Source organism: Collinsella sp. LCP19S3_D3 (assembly GCF_052121455.1).
Taxonomy (GTDB): domain Bacteria; phylum Actinomycetota; class Coriobacteriia; order Coriobacteriales; family Coriobacteriaceae; genus Collinsella.
In genome coordinates, this window is sequence record NZ_JBQKEF010000019.1 from 1 (window position 1) to 13,280 (window position 13,280).

Annotated in this window: 8 protein-coding genes; 2 read left to right on the forward strand and 6 right to left on the reverse strand. The window is 61.6% G+C overall.

Going from position 1 to position 13,280, the window contains the following annotated elements; all coding sequences use genetic code 11:
* Nucleotides 1-316: 316 nt before the first annotated feature.
* From ACTQXM_RS07600 to metK, 6 genes are all read right to left on the reverse strand, one after another.
* Entirely contained in the window at nucleotides 317-1,531 is a 1,215-nt protein-coding gene (locus ACTQXM_RS07600; protein ID WP_441537478.1) for an ABC transporter permease, read from the reverse strand.
* Nucleotides 1,528-2,301 carry an ABC transporter ATP-binding protein gene (locus ACTQXM_RS07605; protein WP_427717357.1) on the reverse strand — a complete coding sequence of 258 codons (774 nt, stop codon included), beginning with the start codon at nucleotides 2,299-2,301 and terminating at the stop codon, nucleotides 1,528-1,530. Before ACTQXM_RS07605 ends, ACTQXM_RS07600 begins: the two co-directional genes overlap by 4 nt.
* Nucleotides 2,301-3,734 carry an efflux RND transporter periplasmic adaptor subunit gene (locus ACTQXM_RS07610; protein ID WP_441537479.1) on the reverse strand — a complete coding sequence of 478 codons (1,434 nt, stop codon included), beginning with the start codon at nucleotides 3,732-3,734 and terminating at the stop codon, nucleotides 2,301-2,303. Before ACTQXM_RS07610 ends, ACTQXM_RS07605 begins: the two co-directional genes overlap by 1 nt.
* A gap of 129 nt (nucleotides 3,735-3,863) precedes the next feature.
* The gene (locus tag ACTQXM_RS07615) at nucleotides 3,864-5,597 is read right to left on the reverse strand and encodes a L,D-transpeptidase (protein ID WP_441547637.1); all 1,734 of its coding nucleotides are present in this window, start codon (nucleotides 5,595-5,597) and stop codon (nucleotides 3,864-3,866) included.
* Between the two features lie 140 nt (nucleotides 5,598-5,737).
* Complete coding sequence (gene sdaAA / locus ACTQXM_RS07620; RefSeq protein ID WP_441537481.1) at nucleotides 5,738-7,345, reverse strand: L-serine ammonia-lyase, iron-sulfur-dependent, subunit alpha; 1,608 nt, start codon at nucleotides 7,343-7,345, stop codon at nucleotides 5,738-5,740.
* A gap of 310 nt (nucleotides 7,346-7,655) precedes the next feature.
* Entirely contained in the window at nucleotides 7,656-8,936 is a 1,281-nt protein-coding gene (gene metK / locus ACTQXM_RS07625; RefSeq protein WP_427728191.1) for a methionine adenosyltransferase, read from the reverse strand.
* 326 nt (nucleotides 8,937-9,262) lie between these two features.
* Between metK and gltX the strand changes: the two genes are divergently transcribed.
* Both gltX and priA read left to right on the forward strand, forming a co-directional pair.
* On the forward strand, nucleotides 9,263-10,738 hold the full coding sequence (gene gltX / locus ACTQXM_RS07630; protein ID WP_441537482.1) for a glutamate--tRNA ligase: 1,476 nt from the start codon (nucleotides 9,263-9,265) through the stop codon (nucleotides 10,736-10,738).
* Between the two features lie 88 nt (nucleotides 10,739-10,826).
* Nucleotides 10,827-13,280, forward strand: coding sequence for a replication restart helicase PriA (gene priA, locus ACTQXM_RS07635; protein ID WP_441537483.1), 2,454 nt, complete (start codon nucleotides 10,827-10,829; stop codon nucleotides 13,278-13,280).

Below are 13,280 nucleotides of genomic sequence, written 5' to 3' on the forward strand. Positions count from 1 at the left end.
CGAGCCGTGACCGGAATCGGTGAAAATACGTTAGCGCAACCGGTGAAACCGCCTTTGCGCGAACGGCGCGCCTGTTTAGCGAAACTGGTGAAAAATAGATTGACGCTAACAGCGGACAGGGTCGAGGCGGCATAGGATATCAACCGTATTCCAGATTCTGGGACGCCGGGCCGACTCGCTTCGGATCGGGCACTACACCAACTTTCTCGACACTACCGCCTTATCCCCTCCGAGTTGCGGTGAAATAAGGACTGAATAGGCCTTTTAACGGCTAAAACACTCCCTATTTCACCGCAACTCAGGGGGGGGGATTGCATTACTGGTAGCGCAGGCACTCCACGGGGTCGAGTTTTGCGGCCCGGCGGGCGGGGTAGAAGCCAAAGATTACGCCGATGCCGACGGAGACCGCAAAGGCCAGCAGCACCGTGGCGATCGAAAAACTCGGCGTTATGGTACCGCTGGCACCGAGTTCGCCAAGCACGCCGGAACCCGCGGCGAACATCGCTAGGCCCCAGGCAAGCAGGTAGCCAATCAGGACACCTAGCAGACCGCCGGTGATGCACAGCGCCGAAGACTCGGCCAAAAACTGTGCGGTGATATCTCGACGGCTGGCACCCAAGGCTCGACGAATACCGATCTCGCGGATGCGTTCGGTCACATTGGTGAGCATCATGTTCATGATGCCGATACCGCCCACGAGCAGCGAAATGCTGGCAACGGCGCCCATGATGAGCGAAAACGCGCCCATAAAGGAGTTGAGGGCGTCGATGGCGCTTTTCATTGAGGTCGCCGACACGCTGTCATATTCGTCGTCATCCGCGATGTCCTTCATGCTGCGCACCTTGGATTCAATCATCTTGCACAGCTCATCCATGTCCGTACCCTCGGCGGCGAGCGCCGTTACGCTGGGAAAAGACGGGTTCTCGTCGCCAAAGAGGCCCGAGATGGTCTCGCGCGGCATGTAGAGCGTGAGTGAGCCCATGGAGTCGCTGCCGCCGTCGATAACGCCGATAATCTGCACCTCGCCGTTCGACACCTTGATGGTCTTGCCGAGCGCGTCCTGTTCGTTGCCGTACAGCTGGTCCGCGCCGCCGCGGCTGATGAGCGCCACGCGTGCGCCAGATTGGGACTCAGCCTGGGTATAGGTGCGCCCCGCGACGAGCTTGCTGGCTCCCACTGCGTCGAGCATGTCGCTATCGACGCCCTGCGCCATGACGTTATAGCTTTTGTCACCGGCCTTGTACTCGGTATAGGCACTGTCCACGATACCGATCTGCTCGATCTGCGGCACCATCTTGCGAAGCTTCTCAACGTCCGACTCGGTGAGCTCTTGCGACGAATAAATCTGCACCATACGCGCGGCGTTGAGGCCCAGGCTGTTGACCAGGCTGTTTTGGATACCGCCGATAAGCGAGGTCATGGCAATGACGGAGGCGATGCCAATAACAATGCCCAGGATGGTGAGTAGGCTGCGTCCCTTGTTGGCCTCGAGGGAGTGAAGGGCTTCTTGGATAAGGTCGCACGTGCTCATGCCTTCACTCCTTTCGTCGGATTGGCGTGTGCGGAAATCATGGGCAGGTTATCAATGGCGCCGTGCAGGGTCTGCGGTGCGTGCGCGATGTACGCGCCGTCGTGGATTCGGCCGTCGCGAATGGTTACGGCACGGTCGGCCTCGGCGGCGATACCGGGATCATGCGTGATGAGCACAATGGTCTTGCCACGTTCCTGGAGTTTGTGGAAGGTCTCCATCACGAGCGCTCCGGTGGCGGAGTCCAGGTTTCCCGTCGGCTCGTCCGCCAGGATGATGGGCGGGTCGTTGACGAGGGCGCGCGCGATGGCAACCCTCTGCATCTGTCCGCCTGAGAGCTCGGAGATGCGGTGGTCCCAGTGGTCGACCGGCAGCGTGACGGCTTGCAGCGCATGAACGGCGCGCATCTCACGCTGAGCCCGCGGCACGTTGGTGTACGACAGCGGCAGCATGACGTTTTCGATGACCGATAGGCGCGGCAGCAGGTTAAAGCTCTGAAAGACAAAGCCGATGCTCAGGGCGCGGACTTCGGTGAGCTCGTCATCGTCGAGCTCCGCCACGTTGAGGCCCTGCAGGTAATAATCGCCTGCCGTTGGCTTGTCCAGGCAGCCCAGGATGTTCATGAGCGTTGACTTGCCCGAGCCAGAAGGGCCGGTAATGGCCACGAATTCGCCGGGATTCACTGCCAGGCTCACGTTATGCAGGATATGGGCGCAGCCGGCCTCGCTCTCAAAAATGCGATGCACGTTGCGGATGTTGATGACGGGACGCATTACAAGCCCTCGTCGGCAGACATGCTGCCAGAGTCGTCGCCGTCGGCCGTCATGCCTGCGCCGGTGTCCACGATGAGGGTGTCGCCGTCGCGCAGCTTGGTAACCGGTACGTCTGCGTTGATCTCATTGCCCTGGTCGTCGCGCTTGACCTGCGTCTTGCCGACCACGGCGTCGTTTTCGTTTTGCGTCACAATGGTCACCTTCACGCGGCGCATCTCCTTGCCTTCACCGTCGGTTGCCACGTTGACGTAATAGTGCTCGCCATCCTCGGTCATGAGCGCCATGGTCGGCACCATCACCACATCGTCGAGCTGCTCGGTTACCACCGAGACCTCGGCGGTCATGCCCGGCTTGAGGCGCGCGTCGGGCGCGTCAATCAAAATATCGACGTTATAGGTCACGCTACCGCCGCCACCGTAGGTGGAGTCGGAGTTTGCCACCGAAGCGATTGTCGTGACCGTTCCCTGGCTCACGATATCGGGAAAGGCCGGATAGGTAACGTTGGCGCTCTGGCCCACTGCGATCTTGGCGATATCCTTTTCGCCCACCTGAACGGTGACCTTCATCTTGGAGAGGTCAGCGATCTGCATGCACTGCTTGCCGCCGGTCGTATCGCCTTCGCCCATAATCATGCCGCCCGTCACCGTGGCGCCGACCTTGGCGTTGAGCTCGACGATGCTGCCCGAGCTGGGCGCGGTCACAGTGCGCTCGGCGGCTTTGGCGTTGGCCTGGTCCAGGGTCGCCTGGGCCGAGGCCAGGTTACGTTGGGCGCTCGAGATGGCGCTCGTGTCGGCACTCGTGCCGGTGCTGCCGCTGGCGCCACTTGCGCCTGCCGCATCTGTGTCAGTCGCCGGAGCGGCTTGGGCGGCAGCTACCGCTTTCTGCGCGTTGGCGAGGTCTTCCTGTGCCGCCGCCACCGCGCGCTGCGCCTCGGCAACGTTGCGATCGAGCTCGTCATTTTTAATGGTCATGAGCACATCGCCCTCGTTAACGGACTGGCCGGCTGATACGTTGATCGATGCCACCGTGCCGTCGATAGAAGGGGAGACCACCGAAGCCGAGATAGGCTTGAGCTGGCCTTTAGCCTCGACGGTGGTCGTAAATGTACCCTCGGTGACCATGTCGGTCACCGGCCCGTTGGTACCTGCGGGCCGTGCGTTAATGACGAAGGTTACGACAACGGCGATGAGCACAATGGCGGCCACGACGCCGGCCGCAATGCCGCGTCGGATGAGCTTTTTGCGCCGACGCTCGGCACGCTTCGCCTTGAGCTTGGCGTAGGCCTCTTCGTCAGAAATCTCGGTTGCATCGCTTGTGCTGCCGTTTTGCTGTGTGGCGCGCATGTTTGTTATGAGGGGAAGCGTTTCGGTGGCACCCTCGGGCGCTCGCTCGGTATCATTCGGTCCCGGGGTGATGGTGGGGACATTCGACATGGCGTCTCCTTTATAGAAAGTTCTTCGATAAGTATATGCGCCCGTCGCGAGAAGCGGGCGCATATGGCGGATTCTTTCGGAACTGTTAGATTGGAGCGTCAGTTCCCCGTTGTGCGAAGGCGTGTTTCCCTACGAGTGCACGACCACGCATAGGCCTACGTTGATGCAATCGTGGAGTGCCTTGGCATCGGCCAGACGCAAGTTGATGCAACCGTGGCTGCCGCACCATTTGTACGAATTTGGGTCGTCAAAGCTCTGATCGTTTTGCCATGTTGCATCATGGAAACCAACCATGTTGCCTTCAAACGGCATCCAATATGACACGGGGCTTTCGTATTTTGGTTTTCCGGTCTTTGGGTCTTTGGCACCGATGAGCTTGCTTGCGCCGTCATTGCTATTGATCTGCCAAACGCCCTCGGGGGTGGCATCCTCTCCCGGTTTGCCCGAGATAAAGTTGGCTTCCCACACGATATTACCGTTCTCGTCATAGTAGCGCGCGTGCTGCTCGGACAGGTCGACGTCGATATACGCCTTCCAGTCGGGCTCTCCCTTTGCGGTATAGGTGTCGGCCTTCTGGGAGTACTTAATCTCGATTTCGCCGGTCTGCTTGTTGTTAATGGCGTCCTCTACCTGCTTGGCGAGCGAGCTGCTGTCGATGGACCAGCCAAAGTCACCGCCCTCGACGGCACATTCTTTGCCGTCGGCACGCGTCCACCAGCGGGTGGTGCCCACGGTATTAAAGCCGTTGGCGAGCTCGGCTGCCCAGCTACTGATCTGCGACGTATCGAGTGTGGGGTTGGCCGGGTCGGCAAAGCTGATCCACTGCAACACGGAGCTACCGTCGACCTTGCCGGCATCCTCACCGTTGAGCTTGAGGGTCACGTTGACGCCCAAGAAGTTGTTGGCGGCATCGCATGCGGCCTGAATCTGATCATTGGTCAGCGTTTCATTGAGCGGCTCATAGGCATCGTTGCCGAGCTTGGAAAGATCTACGGTCTCGGCCAGCGAGGCAAGCTCGAGCTCGGCATACTTAATGACATGCTCGCGGTTGAGTTTTTCGTTGGAGCGCGCCTTCTCGACGGTAAACTTGCCGGCTTGCTCGTCATAGGAGCTATTGGCCTCGAACGTACCCGAACGGCCCTCGTTAAACTCGTCAATGGCGGCGCCCAGATCCTCCTCAAACTTCTTTTGGTCAAAGGTGTCAGAGAGCATGGACAGGTCGACGTCTTGTTCAAGATCGACTTCGTTGGAGGTAGCGATTGTTTTGGTCTTGCCGCTTAAGGATTCCACAAGGCGGACCGGCCATATAAAGGCTTCGTTGCGGCTGATGATTTCTTTTGCGGCAGCTTCGCCGTCGACGATGGGTTCATCGGACTCGGGCTGATAGGTCCAGTTAAAGTCGTCGCCTGTCACGGTGAGCTTATAGTGCTTCCATGCCGAGTTGACCTTAGTGGCAGCAGACGAAGCGTTGGAGAACGAGACGTCGACGCCGGCAATGGTGGTGTTGGGGTAGGCTACCTGCGAAAACGCTACGATGCCTACAATATAGACAATGACAATAAGACCCAGGACGACAAAGAGCGTCGTCTTTTTGCCCGACTTATTGTTTTTGGCGGGTTTGCGCGCGGGGCCGCGATCGCCTCGAGCGTGCGTGGGGGGCTGCTTGGGCGCATTGCCGTTTGCCTGGTGCTGCTGACGTTGCTGGCGCTGCTGGTTCGGGCGTTGGGAAGCGTTTGCCGCACCACGCTGCTGATCGCGGCTCGGCCCGATAGGACGCGGCGGCTGAACGCCGCCGGTGTGCCTGCTCGGCTGCTGCGGATCGGGAATCAGTTGAGTTCGATCGTTGTGCGACATCGTATGCATATCCTTCGAGTTTCGCCTTGCGGCTCATCGTGTTTTTACTGGGCTTGCATTATAGCGATTACCCTGTTGTTTGTGGTATTGAAACGGTGGCATTGGCAAGAGGCTGGACATTTGTCCCACCTCTTGTTTTGGACTGGTCTTTATCCGCACACGCCGCATTTAGCGCAAGCCGAAAGTGCTGCGGGAGCTTGTGCGATGCCGCCCTTGGCCGTCTCTCGTAGCGTAGTTGGAAGTGCATGTCCAACGGAGAGCATCACATGTGCCATCTGGTCAAACGGCACCAGGCTCTTAATGCCGGCAAGGGCGAGCTGCGCCGAGCTAAATGCGGCCGCCACGCCGATCGCGTTGCGGTTTTGGCATGGCACTTCGACAAGGCCGCCCACGGGATCGCATACAAGACCAAGCAGATTGCTCAGTGCGATAGAGCTAGCGTCGAGTGCCTGCTCGGGCGTGCCGCCCAGCATCTGGACTAGCGCGGCAGCGGCCATGGCGGCGGCGCTACCCACCTCAGCCTGACATCCGCCTTCGGCACCGGCGACGCAGGCACTTGTGGTGAGGTTGAGACCAATCGCGGCAGAGCAGTAGAGTGCGTCCATGACCTGTTCGTCATCGAGCTGTAGATGGTCGGCGAGCGCCAACACGCAGCCGGGCACGACGCCCGCAGAGCCGGCCGTGGGGGCGGCGACGATGACGCCCATGGTGGCAGAGCGCTCAAGCACAGCCATAGCGCGGGCTACGGCCTCGGTTTGGACGGCGCCCATCAGGTTTGTGCTCAGATCGTTGCGGCGTGTGGCGTCGACGAGTTTTGCCTCGCCGCCGATAAGCCCGCCGAGCGAGCGCTGCGGTGCGGCGATGGGCGCCGTTGTCTCCTCGCGCATGACCTCGAGTACGCGGCGCATGGCGGCGACGGCGTGCTGCTCGCCGGTCAGGCGGGCTTCGCGTACGGCCATGACGGCGCCAATGTTGAGGCCCAGTTCGGCGCAGGCGTCGAGGAGCTGTTCGCCATCGTCGAAGATTTCCTTGGCGGAAACGCCGGGGGAGAGCGATGAGGCCGAGCCGGGAAGCTCAATGAAGGTGGCGTAATCGACATGGTCGAGCATGCGTAGCATGGGAACGACGATGTCATCGGGGGTGCCGTCGGTCTCAAATACGGAATAAGCTTGGCCGCCTATCTCGGTTCGGTAGGTGCGGCAGAAGGCAATGTTTACGTGTGCGTAGGCGAGCTGGTTCGTGAGCGCGGCGAGAACGCCGGGGACGTCCTGGTGCGCCACAAACAGGGTGGAATACATGCCCGAGATATCGACGCCGACGCCGTTGATGCGGCTGATGCGCATCTTGCCGCCGCCAAGGCTCTCGCCGCGGACCTGCGCCGTGGCGCCCGTGTCATCGACCATGTCGATGTCGACGGTGTTGGGGTGGATGGAGGCATCGTCGCCCTTAATGTCAAAGTGATAGCTGAGGCCCCGCTCGCGCGCGAGGTCAAAGGCCTGCTTGATGTTCTCGTCGTCGGTATCGAGGCCCAAGATGCCCGCGACGAGTGCGCGGTCGGTGCCATGGCCGCGGTAGGTGTGGGCAAAGGAGTTCCACAGGCCAAAGGTGACCTTGGTGATGCGGCCTTCCAGCAGGCTGGCGGCAACCTGGGCACAACGCAGGGCGCCGGCGGTGTGCGATGAGCTGGGGCCGACCATGATGGGGCCCAAGATTTCGAATGCCGAGGTCGTAGCTAGTGTTTGCGGCTTGCCTGCCATGGCTGCTCCTTTTCTATCCTGTCGTCCCGAGGGGCGGGGCATAAGGTCGCCTGCTCGGACAGTCCTGCTCGCACGGAGAGCACATTAAGTGCTCTCCGGCTCGTGCGGAACTCGCGATCGACCTTATGCCCCGCCCCTCGGGACTAAGGATACATGGTAGAAGTGCGCGTGCGCAAAATTCATTAGCTGGTGACGCGTCATGCATTGCATAACGAAATATCTTCACCACCGGTTAATAAAAAAGAGGTAACGGTTGTTCCGGTACCTCTTTTTGGTGCGTTTTTATTTGGCTGTGGCTTTTCTCGTTAGCTTACAGGCCGCAGGCTGCTTTGAGTTCGTCGATGCGGTCCGTTTTCTCCCAGGTAAAGTCGGCGTCTTCGCGGCCAAAGTGACCGTAGGCTGCGGTCTTTTCATAGATGGGGCGACGCAGGTCCAGGTCGCGGATGATTGCGCCCGGGCGCAGGTCAAAGGTCTTCTCCACGGCCTCGACGATCTTGTCCTCGGCAATATGCGCGGTGCCAAAGGTGTCGACCATGATCGACAGCGGCTTGGACACGCCGATGGCGTAGGCCAGCTCGACCTCGCAGCGATCGGCCAGACCGGCGGCGACTACGTTCTTGGCGACCCAGCGAGCGGCGTACGCGGCAGAGCGGTCGACCTTGGTGCAGTCCTTGCCGCTAAAGGCGCCGCCGCCGTGACGGCCGTAGCCGCCGTAGGTGTCGACGATGATCTTGCGGCCGGTCAGGCCCGTGTCGCCCATGGGGCCGCCCACGACAAAGCGTCCGGTGGGGTTCACATAGATATCGGCGCCATCCCACGGCATGTTCTCGGCATCCATGACGGGTGCGATGACATGCTCGATGAGGTCGGCCTTGATCTTGCCCATGTCCTCAACTTCGGCAGCGTGCTGCGTGGAGATGACGATGGTTGTGACCTCCACGGGCTTTCCGTCCTCGTAGCGCACGGTGACCTGGGTCTTGCCGTCGGGGCGAAGATAGGGCAGGGTTCCGTCGTGGCGCACGGCGGACAGGCGTTCCGCCAGGCGGCTTGCCAGGTAGTGCGGCATGGGCATGAGGGTCTTGGTCTCGTTGGAGGCGTAGCCAAACATCATGCCCTGGTCGCCGGCACCGATCAGGTCGATCGGGTCGGTGGTGGCGCCGGTCTGGGTCTCAAATGACTCGTCGACGCCCTGGGCGATATCGGGGGACTGCTCGTGGATGAGGCTCATGACGCCGCAGGTATCGCAGTCAAAGCCAAACTTGGCGCGGTTGTAGCCGATGCGGCGGATGACGCCACGGGCGATTTCCTGCACGTCGACGTATGCCTGGGTGCGAATCTCTCCGGCGACGATGACGGTGCCGGTGGTCACGAGGGTCTCGCAGGCGCAGCGGACGTTTTCAACGTTGGCGGGCACGCCGTTGGGCGCAATATAGCCCTGCTCCTGCAGCTCTATTTCTTTGGCGAGGATTGCGTCGAGGACGGCATCGCTGATCTGGTCGGCGATCTTATCGGGATGGCCTTCGGTCACCGACTCCGACGTAAACACAAAAGACCCCTGCTGGGGCGGGATGGAACGAAGCTCTTCTGACATGATTGTCCTTTCGAATAACGTGTCCCAGCGACCGTTACCATTCCGCCGGGCTCTGTATGCAGGGGCACATCATAGCGCGTAAATCCAACATTCACACCCTTTCCGCACCTACTCATTAGGTAGCTAATTTGGGACGGGGCTTTTTTAGCTACCCCGGCAGGCTATCGGCTAAACCAGCAAACAATCAGCCGGGGCAGCTAAAAAAGCCCCGTCCCAAAATAGCTACCCGGCTTCGATGACTGGGTCGGTGCCCTTTGTGCGGAGGTGGGCATTGTTGCTTTATACTGGTGCGGTTAGACATCCATCCTGCAATCGAGGAGATTTCCATGGCATCAGACGTTCGCGTCCGCTTTGCACCCTCACCGACGGGCAAGCTGCACATCGGCGGCGCCCGCACCGCTATCTATAACTGGGCTTTTGCCCGCGCAAACGGCGGCACGTTCATCCTGCGCATCGACGACACCGATCCCACCCGCTCTACCGACGAGAACACGCAGATCATTCTGCGCGCTATGCGTTGGCTGGGCCTGGACTGGGACGAGGGCCCCGAGGTTGGCGGCGACTTTGGCCCCTATGCCCAGACCGAGCGCCTGGACCTGTACAAGCAGGCCGCCCAGAAGCTCTGGGACGAGGGCAAGGCCTATCCCTGCTTCTGCACCAAGGAGCAGCTCGATGCCGACCGTAAGGCCGCCCAGGAGCGTAAAGACCCCTTCCAGGGCTACCAGCGCCGCTGTCGCGATCTCGATCCCGAGGAGGCACGCCGCCGCATCGAGGCCGGCGAGCCCTACGTCCTTCGCATCAAGGTGCCCGAGGACCGCGGCGATGTCGTCATCCACGACGCCGTCCACGGCGAGGTGACCTTCGACGCCAAGGAGCTCGACGACTTTGTCATCTTCCGCTCCGATGGCACGCCCACGTATAACTTCGCGACCGTCGTCGACGACGCCATGATGAAGATCACCCATGTCATCCGCGGCGATGACCATCTGTCCAACACCCCGCGCCAGGTCATGGTTTACGAGGCCCTCGGCGCGCCCGTTCCCACGTTCGCCCACATCTCCATGATCTTGGGTGCCGACGGCAAGAAGCTCTCTAAACGCCACGGCGCCACCTCGGTGGAGGAGTACCGCGACGCCGGCTACCTGTCCGACGCGTTCGTTAACTACCTGGCGCTGCTCGGCTGGTCGCTCGACGGCGAGACCACGATCATCCCGCGCGATGTCCTGGCCAGTAAGTTCTCGCTCGACCGCATTTCTAAGAACCCGGCGACCTTCGACCCCAAAAAGCTCGATTGGGTCAATGCCGAGTACATCAACAACATGTCCGACGCCCAGTTTGCCGACGAGATCATGATCCCCGAGCTGCACGAGGCCGGTATGATCGAGGGTAACATCGAGTACGGCGAGGGCTGGATCGACGCGCTTGCCGCCATCGTCAAGCCGCGCACCAAGATGCCGGTCGACGCCGTGACCGTCGCCGCCCCCATCTTTGCCACGGCCGAGACGCTCGAGTATGACGAGAAGTCTGTCAACAAGGGTTTGGCCAAGGAAGGCATGGGCGCCATTCTGGATGCCGCCAAGGCCGCGCTCGAGGGCGTGGATGAGTGGACGGCTGCCAACATCGACGCCGCGCTTGAGCCGCTGCCCGAGCAGATGGACCTCAAGAAGCGCGTGGTGTTCCAAGCTGTGCGCGTCGCCGTCTGCGGTAACATGGTGAGCCCCCCGCTGGGCGAGACCATGGCGCTCGTCGGCCGCGACGACTGCCTGGCGCGTATCGACCGCGCCCGTACGATGGCGCTGTAGCAGCTGCGCAAACGCATGTATCCGAGCCCCGTTCACCCGAGCGGGGCTCTTGTTTCTAAAGACGTATGGGATGGGAGGTGCAGAGTCCATGGCCGAGCAACTGTCGCTGTTTGGTTCGCCGGAACCTAAGGAAGCTCCGAAGTCCGCGGCCCCTGCCGCCGCCCCGGCGCAGCCCGAGCCCGCACCCGAACCCGTCTCCGCCTACGCGAGCGTGGTCCTCGACATCCCGACCCGTGCGCTCTCCGAGCCATTCGACTACGGCATCCCGCAGCCCCTTGCCAACGATGCCCAGATCGGATCCACGGTCCTGGTCCACTTTGGCAACCGTGCGGCCGCGGGCTATATCGTCGATATTGCGCCCGAGCTGGGCGACCTGCAAGGCAACGACACCCTCGACCCCTTGCGCATCAAGCCCATCGAGGCCATCCTCAGCAAGCCGCTCTTTACCGCCGAGGCTGCACGCATTGCGCGCTGGATGAGCCACGAGTACGTCGCGACGCTTTCCGAGTGCCTGCGTCTGTTCTTGCCTCCGTACGGCAGTCCGCGTGTCGTAAAGGGCGATGACGGCGTGTGGACCGTTGAGCGCCCCGCCGTAAAACCCATCCAAAACCGTTGGGTCATGCTCACGCCCGAGGGTTTCGACTACACGCCGCCCAAGACAGCGGTCCGTCAGCGTCAGCTCATCGACGCGCTCCAATGCGGCCCGGTCACGACGCGCGACCTCAACCTGCTCTACAACAGCATGTCGGCAACCATTAAAGCGCTCGAAAAACGCGGCGTCGTGGTGGTGGAGGAGCGCCGCGCCTGGCGTGGGTGTAGCGAGCAGACCACGTTGTCCTCGGCATGCGGCAAGGCGCCAGTCTCTCTTACCAACGGCCAGCAGCAGGCGCTCGCCCAGATTGAACGCGCCCGCCTTGATGCCCATGGCGACGTGGTCCTTGTCGATGGCGTCACCGGTTCCGGTAAAACCGAGGTTTACCTTTCGGCTATTGAGCGCGTGCTGGCGGCCGGCCGTTCGGTCTGCGTGCTCGTGCCCGAGATCTCGCTGACGGCCCAGACCGTCGGCCGCTTTCGCTCGCGCTTTGGCGAGACGGTCGCAGTCTTCCACTCGCGTCTTTCGGCCGGCGAGCGTCTGGACCAGTGGGATATGGTTGCCAGCGGTGCCGCGCGCGTGGTCGTGGGCGCCCGCTCGGCGCTCTTTTGCCCGCTCAGCGATCTTGGCCTCATCATCATCGACGAGGAGCACGAGACCAGCTACAAGCAGGGCTCCAGCCCGCGCTACCATGCGCGCGAGGTGGCTGCCGAGATGGCGCGCCGCTATCGGTGCCCGCTCGTGTTGGGCTCCGCCACGCCCTCGGCCGAGGCCCTCGACCGCTGTCGCCGCGGTATGTACAACGGTGCCACCTGGACGCGCGTCGAGATGCCCGAGCGCCCGGGACACGCTGTGCTGCCCACGGTCCGCATTGCCGATCTGCGCCGCGAGTTCGCGCACGGCAGTCGCTCCATGTTCTCAAAACCGCTGATGGAGGGCTTGGAACGCGTGGTCGAGCGCCGCGAGAAGGCCGTACTGCTGCACAATCGCCGCGGTTTTGCGCCGTTTTTGATGTGCCGTGAGTGCGGCTGCGTCCCCACCTGCAACCACTGTTCTACCGCGCTCACGTACCACGAGCGCACGCACACGCTGCAGTGCCACACCTGCGGATCGTCCTGGCGCGTGCAGCCCTATCCGGCGCCCACGAGTCGTTGTCCCAAGTGCGGCAGCCGCTACCTGGCAAAAATGGGGCTGGGTACGCAGCAGATCGAGGACGCCCTGCACCAGATGATGCCCGAGGATGTCGCCATCATTCGCATGGACGCCGATTCCACACGCGGCAAGGATGCGCACAAAAAACTACTCGAGCAGTTCGATGCCGCCGATTGTGCGGTGCTGCTGGGTACCCAGATGATTGCCAAGGGCCTCGATTTTCCCGAGGTTACGCTCGTGGGCGTGGTCAATGCCGACTTTGCGTTAAAGCTGCCCGATTTTAGGGCGGGGGAGCGCGCCTACGATTTGCTGGAACAGGTCGCCGGTCGCGCCGGTCGCGGCGATCGTCCCGGCGAGGTTATCATCCAGACCTACCTGCCCGAGGACCCGGTCATTCGCGCCGTCGCCGAGCACGATCGTTCGATCTTTACCGATTACGACCTGGACCAGCGCCGCGACGCGCTGTACCCGCCTTTCGTGCGTCTTGTCAACATCTTGGTGTGGTCGGCGAACGCGGATGACGCGCAGGACTACATTGGGCGCATCGCAAAGCTTCTCAAGCGCCGCTGGCATGCCGCCGCGCCCGACTTTTTGCGAGCGGGGAGCGCCGTGCCCCAGGTGCTGGGCCCCGCTTCGTGTGTAATCGAGAGAGCCAAAGACCGTTATCGCTTCCATCTGCTTGTAAAGTCGCCGGTAGGGTACCATGTCTCTGATGATATCGACGCCTGCCTCAAAGAGGTGGGCTCCGTGCGCGGCGTGAGCGTGAGCGTTGACGTCGACGCCTATGATTTGATGTAA

Bases quoted from the DNA above. Each gene is read 5' to 3' on its own strand.
- sdaAA (WP_441537481.1), bottom strand. From the start codon at position 7,345: ATGGCAGGCAAGCCGCAAACACTAGCTACGACCTCGGCATTCGAAATC.
- metK (WP_427728191.1), bottom strand. From the start codon at position 8,936: ATGTCAGAAGAGCTTCGTTCCATCCCGCCCCAGCAGGGGTCTTTTGTG.
- priA (WP_441537483.1), top strand. From the start codon at position 10,827: ATGGCCGAGCAACTGTCGCTGTTTGGTTCGCCGGAACCTAAGGAAGCT.
- gltX (WP_441537482.1), top strand. From the start codon at position 9,263: ATGGCATCAGACGTTCGCGTCCGCTTTGCACCCTCACCGACGGGCAAG.
- ACTQXM_RS07610 (WP_441537479.1), bottom strand. From the start codon at position 3,734: ATGTCGAATGTCCCCACCATCACCCCGGGACCGAATGATACCGAGCGA.
- ACTQXM_RS07600 (WP_441537478.1), bottom strand. From the start codon at position 1,531: ATGAGCACGTGCGACCTTATCCAAGAAGCCCTTCACTCCCTCGAGGCC.
- ACTQXM_RS07605 (WP_427717357.1), bottom strand. From the start codon at position 2,301: ATGCGTCCCGTCATCAACATCCGCAACGTGCATCGCATTTTTGAGAGC.
- ACTQXM_RS07615 (WP_441547637.1), bottom strand. From the start codon at position 5,597: ATGCATACGATGTCGCACAACGATCGAACTCAACTGATTCCCGATCCG.